The organism is Luteimonas sp. A501 (assembly GCF_054052085.1).
The window spans coordinates 131,991-152,048 of the sequence record NZ_JBSVRI010000005.1 but is presented as its reverse complement, the minus strand read 5'-3'; the positions used below and the strand labels follow the sequence as shown (position 1 = coordinate 152,048).

Annotated in this window: 15 protein-coding genes; 8 read left to right on the top strand and 7 right to left on the bottom strand. The window is 71.7% G+C overall.

What is annotated here, in order from left to right; all coding sequences use genetic code 11:
- Positions 1-13 precede the first annotated feature (13 nt).
- The 3 genes from ACW7G5_RS13535 to ACW7G5_RS13525 all read left to right on the top strand — a co-directional run bounded on the left by ACW7G5_RS13535 (position 14) and on the right by ACW7G5_RS13525 (position 4,664).
- Positions 14-1,348 (top strand): dicarboxylate/amino acid:cation symporter, encoded by a 1,335-nt coding sequence (locus tag ACW7G5_RS13535; RefSeq protein WP_457005341.1) that lies wholly within the window; start codon positions 14-16, stop codon positions 1,346-1,348.
- A gap of 201 nt (positions 1,349-1,549) precedes the next feature.
- Positions 1,550-3,538 (top strand): transketolase, encoded by a 1,989-nt coding sequence (gene tkt, locus ACW7G5_RS13530; RefSeq protein ID WP_457005339.1) that lies wholly within the window; start codon positions 1,550-1,552, stop codon positions 3,536-3,538.
- Between the two features lie 22 nt (positions 3,539-3,560).
- Entirely contained in the window at positions 3,561-4,664 is a 1,104-nt protein-coding gene (locus ACW7G5_RS13525; RefSeq protein ID WP_457005337.1) for a PLP-dependent cysteine synthase family protein, read from the top strand.
- A gap of 19 nt (positions 4,665-4,683) precedes the next feature.
- Here the strand turns inward: ACW7G5_RS13525 and modC are convergent, their stop codons facing one another.
- The 5 genes from modC to ACW7G5_RS13500 form a co-directional block, all read right to left on the bottom strand.
- A complete protein-coding gene (gene modC, locus ACW7G5_RS13520) occupies positions 4,684-5,304 on the bottom strand; it encodes a molybdenum ABC transporter ATP-binding protein (RefSeq protein WP_457005445.1) in 621 nt (206 codons plus the stop codon).
- 32 nt (positions 5,305-5,336) lie between these two features.
- Positions 5,337-6,041, bottom strand: a complete 705-nt coding sequence (gene modB / locus ACW7G5_RS13515; RefSeq protein ID WP_457005335.1) for a molybdate ABC transporter permease subunit — start codon at positions 6,039-6,041, stop codon at positions 5,337-5,339.
- A gap of 27 nt (positions 6,042-6,068) precedes the next feature.
- The gene (gene modA, locus ACW7G5_RS13510) at positions 6,069-6,857 is read right to left on the bottom strand and encodes a molybdate ABC transporter substrate-binding protein (protein WP_457005333.1); all 789 of its coding nucleotides are present in this window, start codon (positions 6,855-6,857) and stop codon (positions 6,069-6,071) included.
- A gap of 90 nt (positions 6,858-6,947) precedes the next feature.
- Positions 6,948-7,763 carry a S1/P1 nuclease gene (locus ACW7G5_RS13505; RefSeq protein ID WP_457005331.1) on the bottom strand — a complete coding sequence of 272 codons (816 nt, stop codon included), beginning with the start codon at positions 7,761-7,763 and terminating at the stop codon, positions 6,948-6,950.
- A 70-nt stretch (positions 7,764-7,833) separates the two neighbouring features.
- Complete coding sequence (locus ACW7G5_RS13500) at positions 7,834-8,472, bottom strand: OmpW/AlkL family protein (protein ID WP_457005329.1); 639 nt, start codon at positions 8,470-8,472, stop codon at positions 7,834-7,836.
- A gap of 168 nt (positions 8,473-8,640) precedes the next feature.
- Here ACW7G5_RS13500 and gap point away from each other — a divergent pair, with 168 nt between their 5' ends.
- Both gap and ACW7G5_RS13490 read left to right on the top strand, forming a co-directional pair.
- Positions 8,641-9,645, top strand: a complete 1,005-nt coding sequence (gene gap, locus ACW7G5_RS13495; RefSeq protein ID WP_457005327.1) for a type I glyceraldehyde-3-phosphate dehydrogenase — start codon at positions 8,641-8,643, stop codon at positions 9,643-9,645.
- Between the two features lie 376 nt (positions 9,646-10,021).
- On the top strand, positions 10,022-12,700 hold the full coding sequence (locus ACW7G5_RS13490) for a DUF2339 domain-containing protein (RefSeq protein WP_457005325.1): 2,679 nt from the start codon (positions 10,022-10,024) through the stop codon (positions 12,698-12,700).
- A gap of 46 nt (positions 12,701-12,746) precedes the next feature.
- Here the strand turns inward: ACW7G5_RS13490 and ACW7G5_RS13485 are convergent, their stop codons facing one another.
- Both ACW7G5_RS13485 and ACW7G5_RS13480 read right to left on the bottom strand, forming a co-directional pair.
- Positions 12,747-13,430 carry a DsbA family oxidoreductase gene (locus tag ACW7G5_RS13485; protein WP_457005324.1) on the bottom strand — a complete coding sequence of 228 codons (684 nt, stop codon included), beginning with the start codon at positions 13,428-13,430 and terminating at the stop codon, positions 12,747-12,749.
- A 5-nt stretch (positions 13,431-13,435) separates the two neighbouring features.
- Positions 13,436-13,915, bottom strand: coding sequence for an RDD family protein (locus tag ACW7G5_RS13480; protein WP_457005322.1), 480 nt, complete (start codon positions 13,913-13,915; stop codon positions 13,436-13,438).
- Positions 13,916-13,956: 41 nt separating this feature from the next.
- Between ACW7G5_RS13480 and xerD the strand changes: the two genes are divergently transcribed.
- The 3 genes from xerD to purL all read left to right on the top strand — a co-directional run bounded on the left by xerD (position 13,957) and on the right by purL (position 20,039).
- Entirely contained in the window at positions 13,957-14,931 is a 975-nt protein-coding gene (xerD, locus tag ACW7G5_RS13475) for a site-specific tyrosine recombinase XerD (RefSeq protein WP_457005320.1), read from the top strand.
- Between the two features lie 154 nt (positions 14,932-15,085).
- Entirely contained in the window at positions 15,086-15,946 is an 861-nt protein-coding gene (locus tag ACW7G5_RS13470) for a DsbC family protein (protein ID WP_457005318.1), read from the top strand.
- 76 nt (positions 15,947-16,022) lie between these two features.
- Positions 16,023-20,039, top strand: a complete 4,017-nt coding sequence (gene purL, locus ACW7G5_RS13465; protein WP_457005316.1) for a phosphoribosylformylglycinamidine synthase — start codon at positions 16,023-16,025, stop codon at positions 20,037-20,039.
- The last annotated feature ends 19 nt before the right edge of the window (positions 20,040-20,058 follow it).

Sequence of the window (20,058 nt, the reverse complement as noted above, 5' to 3'; positions counted from 1 at the left end):
CGGGGAACACCGCATGACCGAGCCGAACGCGCCCAGCCGCAAGCGCATGCCGCTGCACTGGAAGATCGCCATCGGCTTCGTCGCCGGCCTGGTCCTCGGCCTGTTCGTGCACTACGTCGCCGGCGCCGAGACCGCCTGGGTGCAGGGCCTTACGCGCTACGTGACCCAGCCGCTGTCGACCCTGTTCCTCAGCCTGATCTTCATGATGATCGTGCCGCTGCTGTTCTCGGCGCTGGTGGTCGGCGTGTCGGAGATGGGCGACGTGAAGTCGCTGGGCCGCATCGGCTGGCGCACCCTGGTCTGCACCGTGCTGTTCTCGGGCATCGCCGTGCTGCTGGGCCTGGTGATGGTGAACGTGTTCAAGCCCGGCGTGGGCGTCGACCCGGTGCTGGCGCAGCAGCTGCTGACCGAGGGCGCCGAGCGCGCCGCGGCCATCGTCCGCGACAGCAGCGAGCAGCCGTCCGGCATGCAGATGCTGCTCGACATCGTGCCCCAGAACGTGGTCGGCGCGGCGGCGAACAACGCCAACATCCTGGCGCTGATGTTCTTCGCGCTGATGTTCGGCATCGGCATCGTGATGAGCCCGGACACGGCGCCGATCCGCACGCTGCGCCGCGGCATCGAGGGCATCTTCGAGATCTCGATGACCCTGATCGGCCTGATCATCCGCATGGCGCCGGTGGCGGTGTTCTGCTTCATGTTCAACCTCGCCGCGCTGTTCGGCTGGGACCTGCTGCTGCGCCTGGGCGCCTTCGTGCTGGTGGTGGTCGGAGCGCTGGCGCTGCACATGGTGGTGACCTATTCGCTGGCGCTGAAATTCATCGGCGGCTATTCACCGGTGAAGTTCTTCAAGGGCGTGCAGGAGGCGATGCTGATGGCCTTCTCCACGGCCTCCAGCAACGCCACGCTGCCGACGGCGCTGAAGGTGGCCGACCAGGACCTGCACCTGCCGTCGAAGGTCTCGCGCTTCGTTCTGACCATCGGCGCCACCGCCAACCAGAACGGCACCGCGCTGTTCGAGGGCGTGACGGTGATCTTCCTGGCGCAGTTCTTCGGCGTGGATCTGACCTGGGGCCAGCAGTTCATGGTGATGCTGGTCTGCATCCTGGGCGGCATCGGCACCGCCGGCGTGCCCTCGGGCTCGCTGCCGGTGGTGGCGCTGATCTGCGCCATGGTCGGCGTGCCGCCGGAAGGCATCGGCCTGATCCTGGGCGTGAACCACTTCCTCGACATGTGCCGGACCACGGTGAACGTGACCGGCGACCTCGGGATCGCTGCGATCGTGTCGAAGGGCGAGGTGGGCGCGCCGCTCGACCCCGCCCCGGACACCCCTGCAGCCACGACCTGACAGTAGGAGCAGCTATAGCTGCGACCGAACCAATCGGTTGAGCCAATTTTCGTTCAGTGGGGGACCGTGGTCGCAGCTATAGCTGCTCCTACGGAGGGGGCGCTCCGGACGGAGCGAGGCGGCGGGGCGGGGCGGGAGACTCCGCGGGCGGGGGATGGGACAATGGCGGCTTCGCCCGCCGTCCCAGCCGCCCGAGACCCCATGACCAGCCCCAGCCGCCGCGACCTTGCCAACGCCATCCGCATCCTCGCCATGGACGCCGTCCAGGCGGCCAACTCCGGCCATCCCGGCATGCCCATGGGCATGGCCGACATCGCCGAGGTGCTGTGGAACGACTACCTGAACCACAGTCCGGGCAATCCGAAGTGGTTCAACCGCGACCGCTTCGTGCTGTCCAACGGCCACGGCTCGATGCTGCAGTACGCGCTTCTGCACCTTTCGGGCTATGACCTGCCGATCGAAGAGCTGAAGCACTTCCGCCAGCTTGGCCACCGCACCCCGGGGCATCCGGAGAACTTCGTCACCGACGGCGTCGAGACCACCACCGGGCCGCTCGGCCAGGGCTTCGCGAATGCCGTCGGCTTCGCGCTGGCGGAGAAGCTGATGGCGCAGCGCTTCAACCGTCCGGAACACGCGGTCGTCGACCACCGCACCTGGGTGTTCATGGGCGACGGCTGCCTGATGGAGGGCATCAGCCACGAGGCCGCATCGCTCGCCGGCACCTGGGGCCTGGGCAAGCTGGTGGCGTTCTGGGACGACAACCACATCTCGATCGACGGCGACACCGCCGGCTGGTTCACCGATGACACCCCGGCGCGCTTCGAGGCCTACGGCTGGCGCGTGATCCGCGACGTCGACGGCCACGATGCGGATTCGATCAAGGCCGCGATCGACCAGGCGATGCAGCACGACGACAAGCCGGTGCTGGTCTGCTGCCGCACCACGATCGGCTTCGGCTCGCCTGCCAAGGCCGGCAGCGAGTCCTCGCACGGCGCGCCGCTGGGCAAGGACGAGATCGCCGCCACGCGCAAGGCGCTGGGCTGGACGCACGGCGAGTTCGAGATCCCGCAGGCGATCCGCGACGGCTGGCGCGCGAACAACGCCGGCACGGTGCGCGAGGACCAGTGGAACCGCATGTTCGACGCCTACGCCCAGCGCCACCCGGAGCTGGCCGCCGAGCTGACGCGTCGTTCGCACGGCGACCTTCCGGAGGGCTTCGCGGCCGAGGCTGACGCGTACATCGCAAAGCTGCAGGCCGAGAGCCCCAAGGTTGCCTCGCGCAAGGCTTCGCAGATGGCAATCGAAGCCTTTGCGCCGCTGCTGCCGGAGCTCATCGGCGGTTCGGCCGACCTCGCCGGCTCGAACCTCACCCTGTGGAGTGGCAGCAAGTCGGTGGCCGGTGACGACCCGGACGCCAACTACATCTATTACGGCGTGCGCGAGTTCGCGATGACCGCGATCTCGAACGGTCTTGCGGTGCACGGCGGGTTCATCCCCTACGACGCCACCTTCCTGGTGTTCAGCGACTACGCCCGCAACGCGGTGCGCATGAGCGCGCTGATGGGTGCGCACGCGATCCACGTCTATACCCACGACTCCATCGGCCTGGGCGAGGACGGCCCGACGCACCAGCCGATCGAACATATCGCGAGCCTGCGCTACATCCCCGGCAACGACGTCTGGCGTCCCTGCGACGCGGTCGAGTCGGCGGTGTGCTGGAAGGCCGCGATCGAGCGTCGCGACGGCCCGAGCTGCCTGGTGTTCTCGCGCCAGAACCTGGCGCCGCAACAGCGCGACGCCGGCCAGGTTGCTGCGATCGCGCGCGGCGGCTACGTGCTCAGGGATTCGGTCGGCGCGCCGGGAATCATCCTGATCGCCACCGGTTCGGAAGTGGGCCTGGCGATGGACGCCGCGGCGCAGCTCGGCGACTCGGTGCGCGTGGTGTCGATGCCTTGCAGCGATGTCTTCGATCGCCAGGACGCGGCCTGGCGCGAATCGGTGCTGCCCGATGCATGCCGCAAACGCGTCGCCGTCGAAGCCGGCGTGTCCGACTTCTGGCGCAAGTACGTCGGCCTGGACGGCGCGGTGATCGGCATCGACCGCTTCGGCGCCAGCGCCCCGGCCGAGGTTCTGTTCCCGCACTTCGGCTTCACGGTCGAGGCGGTGGTCGACGCCGCGCGCGCGCTGTAAGGCGCGCGGGGAGCACGGCGACATGGCACAGCGGGACTGGGTGGCGCGCGCCATCCACACCATCGAGGCCGACTTCAACCGGTCGGCCGACACCCACCTGATACCGATGCCGCTGCCCGGCTACCCGGGCATCGACGTCTACCTGAAGGACGAGTCCAGCCACCCGACCGGCAGCCTGAAGCACCGGCTGGCGCGCTCGCTGTTCCTGTACGCGCTGGCCAACGGCTGGCTGCGCGAGGGGCGGCCGGTGGTGGAGGCCTCCAGCGGCTCGACGGCGGTGTCGGAAGCGTATTTCGCGCGCCTGCTGGGCCTGCCCTTCATCGCCGTGATCCCGGCGTCGACCTCGCCGGAGAAGATCGCCGCGATCGAGTTCCACGGCGGCCGCTGCCAGTTGGTCGACACCGCCTGCGGCCTGGACGCCGAGTCGCACCGCGTGGCGCAGGAAACCGGCGGTCATTTCATGGACCAGTTCACCTACGCCGAGCGCGCGACCGACTGGCGTGCGAACAACAACATCGCCGAGTCGATCTTCCGGCAGATGGCCGAAGAGCCGCACCCGGTGCCCGCGTGGATCGTGTGCAGCCCCGGCACCGGTGGCACCGCGGCCACGCTGGGCCGCTACGCGCGCTATCGCCGCCACGACACCCGCGTGCTGTGCGCGGACCCACAGGAGTCGGTGTTCCACCAGGCCTACCGCGCGGCGCTGGCGGACGAACCCTGGCGCGACTTCACCCATCCCTGCGGCTCGCGGGTGGAAGGCATCGGCCGCCCGCGCGTGGAGGCGAGCTTCATCCCCAGCTGCATCGACGGCATGGTCAAGGTGCCCGACGCACTGGCACTGGCGGGGATGCGCCACGTCAGCGCGACCCTCGGCCGGCGCGTGGGCGGCTCCACCGGCACCAACTTCGTCGGCGTGCTGCACGCCGCGCGGCGCATGAGCGAGCAGGGGCGCGACGGATCCATCGTCACCATCCTCTGCGACGCCGGCGACCGCTACGCCCACAGCTACTACGCGCCCGCCTGGTACGTGGACAACGGCATCGACACCGCGCGTTCCGACGCGGCGATCGCCGCGGCCGTCGCCGGCGGCGACCTCGAGCCCCTGGACCCGCTCGGCGAAGCCTGACGCGCACCGGCACGCCGCGTCAGTCGAGCCGGTGCACGGCCTCGGCCAGCCGGCGGACTTCGTCGGGATGGTGGCTGACGTAGAGCATCGGCAGCCGCACCTCGTCGCGCACGCGCTGCAGCCAGGGGATCAGCTCCTCCCGCCGCGCCTGGTCCAGCGCCGACAGCGGCTCGTCGAACAGCAGGATCGCCGGCTGCGACAGCAGCGCCCGGCCGATCGCCACGCGCTGCGCTTCGCCGCCGGAGAGGTTCGCGGTCCGCCGCGGCAGCAGCGCTTCGATGCCGAGCAGGGCGACCACGGCGTCGAGCTCGAAGCGCCTGCCGCCCGCCACCGCGGCGTGGCGGCCATAGAGCAGGTTGCCGCGCACGTCGAGGTGCGGGAACAGCCGTGCATCCTGGAACACATAGCCGACGCGGCGCCGGTGCGCGGGCAGGTCGATCCGGCGCGCGCTGTCGAACAGCACGCGGCCGTCGACCTCGATGCGCCCGGACCGCGGCTTCACCAGCCCGGCGATGGCATTGAGCACCGTGGTCTTGCCCGAGCCGGACGGGCCGGTGAGCGCGACCACCCGCGCGCCGTCCTCGATCCGGACATGGCGCTGGAAGCGGCCCCGGCGCAGCTCGATGTCCAGGCTCAGCATCGGCCGGCGTCCGGACACCAGGCCTGGGGTGCTCATGCCTCGTCCCCATCGTCGCGACGCCCGTGCTGCCGCCGCACCAGCCACTCCGAGGCCAGCAGCGCCAGCAGCGAAATCGCCACCGCCACGATCGCCATGCGCCAGATCCCCAGCTCGCCGCCGGGGACCTGCATCAGCTCGTAGATCGCCGAAGAAATGGTCTGCGTCTCGCCCGGGATGTTGGACACGAAGGTGATGGTGGCGCCGAACTCGCCCAGCGCCTTGGCGAACGCCAGCACGCCGCCGGCGACGATGCCCGGCCAGGCCAGCGGCAGGGTGACGGTGGCGAAGACGCGCCAGGGGCTGGCGCCCAGCGTGGCCGCAGCATGCTCCAGCCGGCGGTCGACCGCTTCGATCGACAGGCGGATCGCGCGCACCATCAGCGGGAAGCCCATGATCGCGCTGGCCAGCGCCGCGCCCGTCCAGCGGAACGCGAAGGTGATCCCGAAGCGTTCGGCCAGGAAGGCGCCCACCGCGCCCTGGCTGCCGAACACCACCAGGAGCGCGTAGCCGACCACCACCGGCGGCAGCACCAGCGGCAGGTGCACCAGGGCATCGAGCAAGGCCTTGCCCGGGAAGCGCCGGCGCGCCAGCAGCCAGGCCACCGCGATCCCGAAGGGCAGGCTGGCCAGCGCCGCCACGCAGGCCACTTTCAGGCTGAGCGCGATGGCGGCGAGTTCGGCGGGACTGAAGTCGGGCATGGCGGGGGCGGCGCGCCGGGTCGGGCGTCAGCGCAGGCTGAAGCCGTGGCGGGCGAAGATCGCGCGCGCCGCGGGCCCGCGCAGCCAGCGCACCAGGCCGGCCGCCTGCGGATGCCTGCTCGCGGCCACCCGCGCCGCCGGATAGACGATCTGCGGATGCGAATCCGCCGGGAAGGTCGCCAACACGCGCACCCGCGGCTCGGCGCGCGCGTCGCTGCCGTAGACCACGCCCAGCGGCGCTTCGCCACGCGCGACCAGCATCAGCGCGGCGCGCACGTTTTCCACGCCGGCCACGCGCGGCGCGAGCATGTCCCACATGCCCAGCGATTCGAAGCCGGCCCTGGCGTACCTGCCCGCGGGCACGCTGTCGACCATGCCGAGCGCGATGCGTCCGCGTTCGCCCAGCAGCGGACGCAGGTCCAGGCCCGGGCGCAGCGTGAGGGCGCTGGCAGCGGACTTCGCGGGCGCCACCAGCACCAGGGTATTGCCGAGCAGCTCGCTCCGGGTCGAGGCGTCGACCAGGCCCCTGTCCTGCAGCGCGTCCATCCAGTCCAGGTCGGCGGAAACGAAGACATCGGCCGGCGCGCCCTGGGCGATCTGCCGCGCCAGCGCGGAACTGGCGGCGTACGACACGCGCACCGCCTGCCCGCTGGCGGCGGTATACGCGGCGGCCGCGTCGTCCATCGACTCCTTGAGGCTGGCGGCGGCGAACACGGTCAGCGGCGCGCCGGCGGCCTGCACGGCGGGCGCCAGGCACAGCGCCGCGACCGCGGCCAAGCCGCGCAGGGCAAGCATGGCGCGTCGGGAAATCAGCATGGCCCTGCGGGACTCAGCAGGCGTCCGCCGCCGCGCCGCGCCGGCTGCCGCCATGCTGGAGCGGTGCGACGGCGACGGGCGCGGCCCTGGTCACGGGACGTTCTTGGGCCGTGCCAGCGCGTAGTTGAGCATCTTCGCCAGGCGATAGCCGGCCTCGCGCAGGCGGCGCTCGGCCAGCGGGCGCTGCGCGTCGAGGAAAGCCTCGTCGATCACATGCGTGCCCTCGGCTGGATAGAGTTCGCCGGACTCCACCAGGCGGCAGGACTCCAGCGCCCACTCCAGCGTCGGCCGGTCGGAGGCGAGGGTCGGGTCGTCGGGCAGGGGCTGCTGCAGCAGTTCGGCGGCATAGGCCTCCGCCCCCAGGTCGCGGCGCTTGAGGATGGTGCCGTCCCAGATGCGGTGCATGTTGCTGCCTTCACCGTCCAGGTTCACCTGGTAGTCGTTGCCGCCCTTGTCGTCGCGCATGCTGGCGTGCATCGGCTGGTGCAGGTCGCCGATAAGGTGCACGAGCCATTTCAGCGCCCCGGTGCGCTCGGCATCATCCTTGCCGCGGTTGGCCAGGACGCCGAACATCAGGTTGGCCTGGGTGACCACGCAGTTGTTGCCCGGGCAGTCCTTCGGCGGCTCGAAACCGCAGCGGCCATCAAAGTTGATGTAGTGCCACTTGGCCGTGCGCTTGGCGACCTCGGGAAGGGTGTCGCGCAGTTCGTCGGCCCAGGTGGAGATGCCGGCCAGGGTCGGGTCGGGCTCGGCGGCGAGCAGGCGATCGACCTCGGCGCGGGCGGCCGGCGTGAGGCCGGCCTCGGCGATGCGGGCGACGATGCGGTGGCCTTCGGCGCTCCAGGCCAGGGCGTCGCCGGCGAACAGGGCGCCGGCAAGCACGAGGAGGGAGAGGTATCGGTGCATTCGGGGGGCTCGGTTCGGGTGCATGCGGCGATTCTAGCCGCATGCGCCCGGTGATCCCGCCCGGGGTGGATCAGAAGCGCATGACGTAGGCGGCGCCGTACACCAGCGGGTCGATCTTCGCGCTGCCCAGCTTCACGCCGTCGAGCTTGACGTCGCTGTCGATGTCCATCCAGCGCACGTCGACGCGGATCGCGCCCTTTTCGCCGACCTTGAAGTCGACGCCGGCGTGCAGCGCGAGGCCGAAGGAATCGTCGAGTTCGAGCTTCGAACCCGCGAGCGCGCCGCGGGCGTCTTCGCTGAAGAAGGTGGTGTAGTTCAGGCCCACTCCCAGCAACGGCGAGACCTTGCCCTGGCCGTTGAAGTGGTACTGCAGGCTGACGGTCGGCGGCAGGTGCTTCGTGCTGCCGACGCGGCCCAGGCCGTCGATGGCGATGTCGTGCTGGAACGGCAGTGCGGCCAGCACTTCCAGGCCGAGGTTGTCGCGCAGGAAGTATTCGAAGGCGATGGTCGGGCGGGTGCTGGAGCCGATGTCCAGCGGCAGGGTGCCGGCGGCGAGCTTGCCGTTGTCGGAATCCGGGTTGACCTGGTGGGCGCCGATGGCGACGGTCCAGTCGCCGGCGGACTGGGCGAGGGCGGCCGGGGCGGCGAGGGCGCCGGCAACGGCAAGGGCGAGCAGGGGGAGCGGGAGGGAGCGGGTCTTGCGGGCCATCGAGGCACCTGTTCTCTGTGGGGATGCCGCCATGGTCCGCTCTCCCATACGGCCCCGCATTGATCGTGGTCAAGCCCGGCCCCTGCCTGCCCGGGCCTGCTAAAATGGGCGTTCTGCGTGTTCCATCCACTTCTGCCGCGGCGCGCGGCGTTACGGAGTCAGCATCCCATGGCGATCAAGGTTGGCATCAACGGTTTCGGGCGCATCGGGCGCAACGTCCTGCGTTCGGCGGTGGCGAATTTCGGCAGCGACATCGAGATCGTCGCCATCAACGACCTGCTTGAGCCGGACTACCTGGCCTACATGCTGAAGTACGACTCCGTGCACGGCCGCTTCGATGGCGAGGTGTCGGTCGACGGCGGCACGCTGGTGGTCAACGGCAAGCGCATCCGCCTGACCCAGGAGCGCGATCCGGCCAACCTGAAGTGGGACGAGGTCGGCGCCGACGTCGTCATCGAGTCCACCGGCCTGTTCCTGGACAAGACCACGGCGCAGAAGCACCTGGATGCCGGCGCGAAGAAGGTGATCCTCTCGGCGCCGTCGAAGGACGACACGCCGATGTTCGTGTACGGCGTGAACCACGAAAAATACGCCGGCGAGGCCATCGTCTCCAACGCGTCCTGCACCACCAACTGCCTGGCCCCGATCGCCAAGGTGCTCAACGACAAGTGGGGCATCAAGCGCGGCCTGATGACCACCGTGCACGCCGCCACCGCCAGCCAGAAGGTGGTCGACGGCCCGTCGAACAAGGACTGGCGCGGCGGCCGCGGCATCCTCGAGAACATCATTCCCTCGTCCACCGGCGCGGCCAAGGCCGTGGGCAAGGTGATCCCCGAGCTCAACGGCAAGCTCACCGGCATGTCGTTCCGCATCCCGACCTCCGATGTCTCCGTGGTCGACCTGACCGTCGAGCTTGAAAAGGGCGCGAGCTACGAAGAGATCAAGGCCGAGATGAAGGCGCAGTCGGAAGGCGCGCTGAAGGGCATCCTCGGCTACACCGAGGACAAGGTGGTCGCCACCGATTTCCGCGGCGACACCCGCACCTCGATCTTCGACGCCGAGGCCGGCATCCAGCTCGACGACACCTTCGTCAAGCTGGTGGCCTGGTACGACAACGAGTGGGGCTATTCCACCAAGTGCCTGGAAATGGTGCGCGTGGTGGCGGCGAAGTAAGCGCCGCGCCAAGGCGATATCCGAAGCCCCGCCCAGTGCGGGGCTTCTTTTTGGTTCTTCTTCCGATTGAGGGGGCGGGTGATTGCTCCGGGAGGGTGCGCGTTGCCCGCCGTGGAGGCGGGGGGATGCCCAGCCGGACAGGCCGGGGGAGTACACCTCCTGTGCACGGGACGGGCAGCGCGGACCAGGGCGGAGCAGCTCACGGCGCAACGCTCCCACTGCACTTCACCATCCCAGAGCCTCGAGAAGAACCAGCCACCCCGCCGGGCCGGCCATACGCCTCCCCTCAGTCGGGAGATGAACCTTCTTTTTTCCGGACCCGCGTCGGTTAAGGTTCCGGCCGGGGCCGCGGATGCGGCGGAGGCGGGATCGGGGAATGGAATCGATGTTGGTGCTGTTGGCGCTCGCCGTATTGGCGGTGCCCGTGCTGCTGGTCGTGGTGCTTGTGGGGCTCGGCAACCTGAAGCGGCGTGTCGACGAGCTGGAGGGTGAGCTGGGGCGGCTGCGCGCGGCGGAATGGACCGACGCTGCACGATCGCCCGCTGAACCGACGGCTGTTGCGGCGCCGAAGCCGCCCGCCGCGCCGGCAATCGTCGAGACGTCGAGGCCGCCCGCCTCGCCGGCAACCATCGAGACGCCGAAGCCGCCCGCCGCGCCGGCACGCGCCGTGCCGCCGCTGCCGCCGCGCATCGAATCGGTCCCGGCGACGGCCCGGCCCGCGATCGCCGCCCCGCTGCCTTTCGACCGCCTGGCCACGATGGCCAAGCGCTGGTTCACCGAGGGCAACGTGCCGGTGAAGGTCGGCGTGCTGGTGCTGCTGGCCGGCGTGGCCGCGCTGCTCAAGTACGCCAGCGACCAGGGCTGGCTGACGCTGCCCATCGGCATGCGCCTGGCGGCGGTTGCGCTGGCGGCGCTGGCCGCGCTGGCGTTCGCGTGGCGCAAGCGCGACAGCCACCGCAGCTTCGCGCTGGCGGTGCAGGGCGGTGCGATCGGCGTGCTGCTGCTGGTGGTGTTCGCCGCGTTCAAGCTCTACGGCATGCTGCCGGCGGCCGCCGCGTTCGCGCTCAGCGTGGGACTGGTGGTGGCGCTGGGCCTGCTGGCGGTGCTGCAGGGTTCGCGCACCATGGCGGTGCTCGGCATCCTGGCCGGCTTCCTGGCGCCGATCTGGCTGTCCACAGGCAGCGGCAACCACGTGGTGCTGTTCTCGTATTACGCGCTGCTCAACGCCGCGATCTTCGCCATCGCCTGGCTGCGCCCGTGGCGCGAGCTCAACCTGCTGGGCTGGATCTTCACCTGGGGCATCGGCGTGGCCTGGGGCGTGCTTGCCTACGACCCGGACAAATACGCCAGCACCCAGCCCTTCCTGCTGCTGTTCTTCGCGTTCTACCTGCTGCTTCCGGTCCTGTACGCGCGCAAGCGTGCGCCCGGCCGGCGCGACGTGGTCGACGGCTGCATGCTGTTCGGCACGCCGCTGGTGGCGTTCAGCCTGCAGGCGGCGCTGCTCGAGGGCGAGCGCATGCCCCTGGCACTGTGTGCCCTGGCGCTGGCGGCGATCTATGCGGCGTTCGCATGGTGGCAGCGGCGCGGCGCGCATCCGGTGCTCGGCGAATCCTACGTGCTGCTCGCAGCGGGCTTTGCCACGTTGGCGGTGCCGCTGGCACTCTCGGCACGGGCGACGGCGGCGGTGTTCGCGATCGAAGGCGCGGCGCTGGTCTGGTTGGGCCTGCGCCAGGAACGTCGACTGCCGCAATGGACCGGCGCCGGTCTCCAGATCGCAGCGGCAGTGGCGTTTTTCATCGGCGTGGGCGACCTGCTCCGGCCTGCGCCTGCGCTCGCCAATCCGGTATTCACCGGCGCCCTGCTGCTGGCACTGTCCGGCTTCGCCAGCGCGTGGTGGTATCGCGGCGCCGGGCGGTCACCGGCAGCGGCGGCGTTCTATTGCTGGGGCCTGGCGTGGTGGTGCGGCAACGTGCTGCACGAGGTGGGCGCGCATGTCGCGCATGCGCTGCGCGCCGATGCGTTGCTTGCCGCGTTGGCGGTGACCGCCGTGCTGGCGGCGCTGGTGCACCGGCGGCGGCCCGCGCCCGCGCTGGCGCTGACCGTGCTCGGCGCGTTCCTGCTCGCGGTCCCGCTGGCATTCGCCCAGGTCGGGATTCGTGGCCAACCGCTTGCAGGCTGGGGCGCGGCGGCCTGGCTGCTCTTTGCCGCCTGCGGGGTGCAGAGCCTGGTGAGCCTGCGTGGAGATGGCGGACGCTTTGCAATCTGGGCGCAGTTCGCCTGGTGGCTGCTGTGGCCGCTGGTGCTGTCGCTGGCGGCGGGTGAGTGGGCACGCGCGCAGGCGCTGGGCGGCGGTTGGCGCTTGGCCCTGCCCGCCCTGCCGTGGCTGGCCCTGCTGGCGCTGCTGCAGTTCCGCTGGCGCTGGCTGCGGCAGCCGCTGGGTGCGGGTTTCGATGCGTCGCGCGGCGCGCTGCTCGGCGTGACCCTGGCCGTGGTGGGCCTGGGCTGGCTGCGCGCCCTGCGCGATGCCGGTGACAGCGCGCCGCTGCCCTGGCTGCCGCTGCTCAATCCGCTGGACCTCGCCCAGCTCGCGACGCTGGGGCTGTCCGCATGCTGGCTGTGGTCGACGCTGGCGCCGGTGGAGTTCGCCCGGCGGCGGATCGCCCTGCTGTCGGCGGCCGGCTTCCTGCTGGCGACCTGCGTGACCCTGCGTGCGGTGCATCACTGGGGCGGTGCGCCCTGGGGCGAGGGACTGTGGTCGAGCAGCCTGGCGCAGACCGCGCTCACCGTGGTCTGGAGCGTGCTCGGGGTCGGTGGCTGGATCGCGGGATCGCGCCGCGGGCAGCGCGCGCTGTGGCTGGCGGGCGCGGTGCTGATGGGGCTGGTGCTGGCCAAGCTGGTGCTGGTCGATCGCCAGCACCTCGGCAACCTGCTGGGCATCGGCTCGTTCATGGCCTACGGCCTGCTGTGCACCCTGGTCGGGTGGTTTGCGCCGGCGCCGCCGCGCGCAGACGGCGGCGCAGACGATGGCGAGGCGGCGGCACCGGCAGGCACCTGAGCAGGCCGGGCCGGGACACGCGACTCGCGGTTCCGGCCGGGGACCCTCAGGTGTTGCAGCCCTCCGGGCCGCAGGCGCCGCCGTCGCCAGCGGCGGCGGGCTTCGGCGCCAGCTTGCGCAGCGCGTCCGCGAGCACCTCCGGAGGATGCGCGCCCTGGATGCCGTGTTCGCCATCGATGACGAAGGCCGGCACCGCACGGATGCCCATCGCCTGCGCGCGGCCGAGTCCGGCCTGGACTTCCGCCAAGCCTTCGTCGGACGCGAGCATCGCGCGCACGCGGGCCGCGTCGAGGCCGCCGGCGGCGCCTGCAGCCACCAGCACCTCCGGATCCGCCAGGTTGCGGCCTTCGGCGAAGTGGGCGTGGAACAGCGCTTCGCCGACCGCATCGGCATCGCCCTCGCGCGCCGCCAGCCACATCAGGCGGTGGCCGGGCAGGGTGGTGACCCGCACCTGGCCACGCTCGAAGTCCATCGGCAGGCCTTCGGCGCGCGCGGTGCCCTGGGTACGCGCAAGCATCTGTGCGGCCTGCTCCGCGCCGCCGAACTTGGCTGCATAGGCATCGCGCAGCGGAACCGGCGTGGCGTCGGCGTCCGGATCGAGCAGGTAGGGATGCCAGTGCACCTCGACCGCGGGCGCGTCTTCGCCAAGCAGCGCGAGCGCGCGCTGCAGGCGGTGCTTGCCGATCCAGCACCAGGGGCAGACCAGGTCGGACCAGATGTCGATGCGCATGGGCTTCACCTCTGCGGTTTGCGTTCGTGGACGACGCGCGTGCCGGCCGCGCGGTCGTGCCAGGTCAGGCGGTCGCGGTCGATCCACGCCCACCAGAAGCCGAGCCCGGCCGCTGCCAGCGAAAGCGTGGCCACGGCGTAGCGCAGCCACATCACCTGCCAGGAGGGCACGGCGCCGTCGGCGGCGACCACGCGCAGCCGCCAGGGCCGCATGCCCAGCGTCTGCCCGCCGCGGCGCCAGCTCACGGTCGCATAGCCACCGGTGACCGCCCAGCAGCACAGCCACAGCAGCCACTGCAGCGGGCTCCAGGGCGCGATGTTCTCGCGTGGCGCATGCCCGGCCAGGGTGTAGCCCAGCGCAAACAGGAAGCCGAGCAGGAACCACAGCGCCAGCACCGGCAGCAGGTCGTACAGCATGGACAGCATGCGCCGGCCGATGAAGGCGCCGTGCCGGGCGCTGGCGTCGGGGTGGGGTGCGGAGGACATCGCCACAGGATAGCCGGCGTGGCCCGCGCACCGCTAAGCTGGTGGCGATGACCGCGTCCACGCCCGCCGAGCGCCGCACGCGCGCGATGCGGCTGCCGCCGCTGCGCGACGCGGACGCGCGCGCCATCGATGCCTTCATCGATGCCTGGTGGGCCGAATCCGGCGCCGCGCGCCAGACCCTGGACAGCTATCGCCGCGACCTGGGCGGCTTCGCACGCTGGCGCGACCGTGGCGACATCGCCGACGCAGGCCGCGGCGACCTCTTCGACTACCTCGCATGGCGCAGCCGCGGCGGCTGGTCACCGCGCAGCAACGCGCGCCTGCTCTCGGCCCTGCGCGCCTTCTATCGCTGGCGCCTGCGCCAGGGCCTGCGCGCGGACGACCCGACCGCGCTGCTGGAGCCGCCCAAGCTGCCACGGCTGCTGCCCAAGGCGCTGGGCGAGGGCGAGATCGACCGCCTGCTGGCCGCGCCCGGGGTCGACAGCGCCGATGGCCTGCGCGACCGCGCCATGCTCGAGCTGATGTACGCCTGCGGCCTGCGGGTGAGCGAGCTCGTGGGGATCGCGGCCAACGGCGTCAACCTGCGCCAAGGCGTGCTGCGGGTGTCGGGCAAGGGCGGCAGGGACCGGGTGGTGCCGCTGGGCGAGGAGGCGCGGCACTGGCTCGAGCGCTACCTGGCCGACGCGCGCCCGGTGCTGGCCGGTGGCCGCGCGATCCCGGTGGATGACAGCGGCGAAGCCCCCCTGTTCATCGGCCGCGGCCTGGCGCCGCCCAGCCGCCAGGCGTTCTGGGCGACGGTGAAACGCCACGCGGCCGCCGCCGGCATCGACCCGGCGCGCGTGAGTCCGCACGGCCTGCGCCACAGCTTCGCCACCCACCTGCTCAACCACGGCGCCGACCTGCGCTCGTTGCAGATGCTGCTGGGCCACAGCTCGCTGTCCACCACCCAGATCTACACCCTGGTCGCGCGCGAGCAGCTCAAGCGGTTGCACGCGAAGCACCACCCGCGCGCCTGAGGGCCACGCAGCGCCCGACGCCGGGCGCGCGCCCCTCCTCTGCCTGAAAGCCGGCGCAACGCGAAGCCGGAGCCGGGCCCTCGCCGCCGGGACGCGTGCGAGAATGCCGGGCCAGCCGCCGGATCCGGGCGGCACCGTCGAGCCGAGATCGCGAATGAAGTCCTTGCTGCCCCTCCTCCTGTGTGCCGTCAGCCTCACCGCCTGCGCCCAGTCGCCGGGCGATGCCGCCGCGGGTGACGCGTCCCCGGGCGCGGCCACGGCCGGCGGCCAGGGCCTGGCAAGCGCCGCGGCCGGTTCGGCCGACGAGCGCGCGATCCAGGCGCTGCAGTCGATCAATCCGCGGATCGAGGTCGATCACGTCGGCGCGGCGCCGCTGCCGGGCTTCCGCGAGGCGGTGGTGGGCGGGCAGATGGTCTACATCAGCGACGACGGCCGCTACCTGCTGCAGGGCGCGCTGTTCGACGTCCGCGAAAAGAAGGACCTCAGCCAGGCCGGCATGGCCGAGGTGCGCCGCGAGCTGCTGGCGACGATCCCGGCGTCCGAGCGCATCGTGTTCGCGCCCGCCAACCCCGACTACACGGTCAGCGTGTTCACCGACGTGGAGTGCGGTTACTGCCAGAAGCTCCACGAGGACATCGAGGAATACAACCGCCTCGGCATCGCCATCGAGTACCTGGCGTTCCCGCGCATGGGGCCGGCCAGCGAGGACTTCGGCAAGATGGTGTCGGTGTGGTGCGCGGCCGACCGCGGCGCGGCGCTGTCGGCGGCCAAGCAGGGCCGCAAGGTACCCGCGAGCGACTGCACCAACCCCGTTGCCAGGCATTACGACATCGGCCGCCGCGTGGGCCTGACCGGCACGCCGATGATCGTCACCGCCGACGGCACGCAGATGCCGGGCTACATGCCGCCGGCCGACCTGCGCGCCGCGCTGGACCGGCTGGCCGCGGACGCCGGCGCCACGGTGCCCGCCGCAGCCCCGGGCGCGGCCGCCCCGGGCGCAGCCGGCAGCCGCTGAGCCGCCGGGCCGCGCGCCGGCAGCGCCGCGGCTTCGCTACAATGGCCGGCCCGTTCCATCACGGTCGAATCCGGTCATGATCGTCCTCGAAGGCGCTCCCGCGCTGCCGCCGTTCCGGCGCGAACGCCTCCAGGCCCGCCTGCAGTCCATCGATCCCGGCATCCGCATCAGCGGCGCCTGGCATGTGTACTGGGTGCTCGCCGAACCCGACGCCGGCGCCGCGATCGACCGGCCGGCCCTGCACCGCATCCTCAAGGCCTCCGACGCGGCCGCGCCGGTGGAGCCGGGCGCCACCACGCGCTATGTCTCGCCGCGCCTGGGCACGCTGTCGCCGTGGGCGAGCAAGGCCGCCGAGCTGCTGCGCGGGGCCCGCCTGCCGGTGGCGCGCGTGGAGCGCGGAACCCGCCTGGACATCGTCGGCTGGCCGGCCGACCCCGCAGTCGCCGCCGCGCTGGCGCAGGCGCTGCACGACCCGATGACCCAGTCGCTGCTGGCCGCGCACGCGGACGCGGCCGCGCTGTTCGCGCTGCCGCCGCGCGGCGCCGTCGAAGCCATTCCGCTGGCGGGCCTGGAAGAAGCCAACCAGCGCCTGGGCCTGGCGCTGGCCGAGGACGAGATCGCCTACCTGCGCGAGCGCTACGGCGCGCTGGGCCGCGACCCGCACGACGTCGAACTGATGATGTTCGCGCAGGCCAACTCCGAGCACTGCCGCCACAAGATCTTCAACGCGTCGTGGACCATCGACGGCGAGGACATGCTGGCCGGGGGCGGGGCTGCCAGCGGTCCGCAGTCGCTGTTCGGGATGATCCGCCACACCCACGCGCAGACCCCGGAGCACACGCTCTCGGCCTACAGCGACAACGCCGCGGTGGTTGAAGGCTACCCGGCGCAACGCTTTCGCCCGGATCCCGCAAGCGCCGTGTATCGCGCCGAACCGGAGCTCGGCAGCGCGTTTTGCATCAAGGTCGAGACCCACAACCACCCGACCGCGATCTCGCCGTTCGCGGGCGCCTCCACCGGCGCCGGCGGCGAGATCCGCGACGAGGGCGCCACCGGCCGCGGCGGCAAGCCCAAGGCCGGCCTGGTTGGCTTCAGCGTCTCCCACTTGCGCATTCCCTCGCTGCCGCAGCCTTGGGAGGCGCCGCGCGCGCTGAACCCGCGCATGGCGCCGGCGCTGGAGATCATGACCGACGGCCCACTGGGCGCGGCGGCGTTCAACAACGAATTCGGCCGGCCGAGCCTGACCGGCTATTTCCGCAGCTTCGAGCTCGCCGAGGGCCAGGGCCTGGTGCGGGCCTACGACAAGCCGATCATGCTTGCCGGCGGCCTTGGCGCGATCGATCGCGACCAGGTCGCGAAGCGCCGGCTGTCGCCGGGCGACGCGGTGGTGGTGCTGGGCGGCCCGGCGATGCTGATCGGCCTGGGCGGCGGCGCCGCAAGCTCGGTCGCCTCGGGCGAAAGCGCCGAGGAGCTCGACTTCGCCAGCGTCCAGCGCGACAACCCGGAGATGGAGCGCCGCTGCCAGGAGGTCCTCGACCGCTGCACGGCGCTGGGCGAGGAGGGCAACCCGATCAAGTGGTGCCATGACGTCGGCGCCGGCGGCCTGTCCAACGCGATCCCGGAGCTGCTGCACGACTCGGGCGTGGGCGGCGTGATCGACCTCGGCCGCGTGCCCAGCGACGATCCATCGCTGTCGCCGATGCAGCTGTGGTGCAACGAGTCGCAGGAGCGCTACGTGCTCGGCGTTGCGCCAGGGCGCATCGCCGAGTTCGCGGCGCTGTGCGAGCGCGAGCGCTGTCCGTTCGCGGTGGTGGGCTACGCCACCGCCGAGGAGCGGCTGGTGGTCGGTTACGGCGTGCTGCCGACGCCGGCCGCGGCGGAGCACCTCGAGACCGTGACGCCCGCTGCGGCGGCCGACGGCCCGGGGCAGGGCGCGGGCGATACCGCCACGCGGCCCGTGCTGCCGATCGACCTGCCGATGGACGTGATATTCGGCAAGCCGCCGAAGATGCACCGCGACACCGCGCGCACCACGCCGCACCGCTGGCCACAGCTCAACGCCGTTGCCCTGGCCGCCGCCGGCCGCCCCGGCGAGGCCCTGCACGAAGCCGGCCTGCGCGTGCTTGCGCACCCGACGGTCGCCTCGAAGCAGTTCCTGGTCACCATCGGCGACCGCAGCGTCGGCGGCCTGACCGCGCGCGACCAGATGGTCGGGCCCTGGCAGCTGCCGGTGGCCGACTGTGCGATCACCCTGGCCGGGTTCCACGGCCATGCCGGTGAAGCCATGGCGATCGGCGAGCGCACGCCGCTGGCCCTGATCGACGCCGCCGCCAGCGCGCGCATGGCCGTGGGCGAGGCGATCACCAACCTTTGCGCGGCGCCGGTGGAATCGCTGGCCCGCACCAAGCTGTCGGCCAACTGGATGGCCGCCGCCGGCCATCCGGGCGAAGACGCGCGCCTGTTCGACGCCGTGCACGCGGTTGGCATGGAGTTGTGCCCGGAGATCGAGCTGTCGATCCCGGTCGGAAAGGATTCGCTGTCGATGCAGGCGCAGTGGCAGGCCGATGGCCAGGCGCAGGCATCGGTGTCGCCGGTATCGCTGGTGGTCACCGCCTTCGCGCCGGTGGCCGACGTGCGCGCGCAGCTCACGCCGCTGCTGGTGCGCGAGCCCGGCACCGAGCTGTGGCTGATCGGCCTGGGCGCCGGCAAGCAGCGCCTGGGCGGCTCGATCCTGTCGCAAGTGCACGGTGCCTTTGGCGGCGCCTGCCCGGACCTGGACGATCCACAGCGCCTGCGCGCCTTCTTCGAACTCATCCGCGATGCGCGCGAGGCCGGCCTGCTGCTGGCCTACCACGACCGCTCCGACGGCGGCGTTTTCGCCACCCTGTGCGAAATGGCCTTCTGTTCACGCGTCGGCATGGACATCGACCTCGACACCTGGGGCGACGACCGCACCGAGAACGTGTTCCGCACCCTGTTCAACGAAGAACTGGGCGCGGTGGTGCAGATCGCCGCGGGGGACCGGGTCGAGTTCGTCGATCTCATCGAGCGCCACGGCCTGGTCGAATGCGCGCAGCGCATCGCACGCCCCACCACGGCCTCCTCGGTGCGCGTGCTCGACGACGGCGAGGTGATGGCGGAGTGGGCCTGGCAGGACCTGATGGGCGCCTGGTGGTCGGTCAGCCATGCCATGCAGCGCCAGCGCGACAACCCCGACTGCGCCGACGCCGAGCGTGCTGCGGCGCTACGCTTCGACGCGCCCGGCCTGCAGCCGGTACTCACGTTCGACCCGTCCGACGACATCGCCGCGCCCTACATCGCCAGGGGCGCCGCGCCGCGGGTCGCGATCCTGCGCGAGCAGGGCGTCAACGGCCAGGTGGAGATGGGCGCGGCGTTCACGCTCGCCGGCTTCGAGGCGGTCGACGTGCATATGAGCGATCTCATCGAGGGCCGCGCGCGGCTGGATGACTTCGCCGGCTTCGCGGCCTGCGGCGGCTTCAGCTACGGCGACGTGCTGGGTGCCGGCCGCGGCTGGGCGACTTCGATCCTCGAGCGCGAAGCGCTGCGCGACATGTTCACGCGCTTTTTCGCCCGCGGCGACAGCTTCGCCCTGGGCGTGTGCAACGGCTGCCAGATGATGTCGCAGCTCAAGGAGATCATTCCCGGCGCCGCGCACTGGCCGGGCTTCCAGCGCAACCTGAGCGAGCAGTTCGAGGCGCGCCTGTCGATGCTGGAGGTGGTGGAATCGCCCTCGCTGTTCTTGCGCGGCATGGCCGGCTCAAGGATCCCGGTGGTGGTTTCGCATGGCGAGGGCCGGGCGGAGTTTGCTGGCGCGGCCGACCGTGCCGCCGCGTGCGTGGCGCTGCGCTACGTCGAGGGCGACGGCCGCGTTGCGGCCGGCTATCCGGAAAATCCCAACGGCTCCGACGACGCCGTCGCCGGGCTGGCCAGCGACGATGGCCGGGTGACGCTGCTGATGCCGCATCCCGAACGCACCCTGGCCACCGCCAACTTCAGCTGGGCGCCGGCGGCTTGGTCGGAGGCCTCGCCGTGGCTCAGGATGTTCTGCAACGCGCGGGTGGCGATCGGCTGATCCGCCACCCGTTGTCCAG

Bases quoted from the DNA above. Each gene is read 5' to 3' on its own strand.
- ACW7G5_RS13470 (WP_457005318.1), top strand. From the start codon at position 15,086: ATGAAGTCCTTGCTGCCCCTCCTCCTGTGTGCCGTCAGCCTCACCGCC.
- ACW7G5_RS13535 (WP_457005341.1), top strand. From the start codon at position 14: ATGACCGAGCCGAACGCGCCCAGCCGCAAGCGCATGCCGCTGCACTGG.
- ACW7G5_RS13490 (WP_457005325.1), top strand. From the start codon at position 10,022: ATGGAATCGATGTTGGTGCTGTTGGCGCTCGCCGTATTGGCGGTGCCC.
- modC (WP_457005445.1), bottom strand. From the start codon at position 5,304: ATGCTGAGCCTGGACATCGAGCTGCGCCGGGGCCGCTTCCAGCGCCAT.
- gap (WP_457005327.1), top strand. From the start codon at position 8,641: ATGGCGATCAAGGTTGGCATCAACGGTTTCGGGCGCATCGGGCGCAAC.
- purL (WP_457005316.1), top strand. From the start codon at position 16,023: ATGATCGTCCTCGAAGGCGCTCCCGCGCTGCCGCCGTTCCGGCGCGAA.
- modB (WP_457005335.1), bottom strand. From the start codon at position 6,041: ATGCCCGACTTCAGTCCCGCCGAACTCGCCGCCATCGCGCTCAGCCTG.
- ACW7G5_RS13505 (WP_457005331.1), bottom strand. From the start codon at position 7,763: ATGCACCGATACCTCTCCCTCCTCGTGCTTGCCGGCGCCCTGTTCGCC.
- ACW7G5_RS13500 (WP_457005329.1), bottom strand. From the start codon at position 8,472: ATGGCCCGCAAGACCCGCTCCCTCCCGCTCCCCCTGCTCGCCCTTGCC.
- modA (WP_457005333.1), bottom strand. From the start codon at position 6,857: ATGCTGATTTCCCGACGCGCCATGCTTGCCCTGCGCGGCTTGGCCGCG.
- tkt (WP_457005339.1), top strand. From the start codon at position 1,550: ATGACCAGCCCCAGCCGCCGCGACCTTGCCAACGCCATCCGCATCCTC.
- ACW7G5_RS13485 (WP_457005324.1), bottom strand. From the start codon at position 13,430: ATGCGCATCGACATCTGGTCCGACCTGGTCTGCCCCTGGTGCTGGATC.
- ACW7G5_RS13525 (WP_457005337.1), top strand. From the start codon at position 3,561: ATGGCACAGCGGGACTGGGTGGCGCGCGCCATCCACACCATCGAGGCC.
- ACW7G5_RS13480 (WP_457005322.1), bottom strand. From the start codon at position 13,915: ATGTCCTCCGCACCCCACCCCGACGCCAGCGCCCGGCACGGCGCCTTC.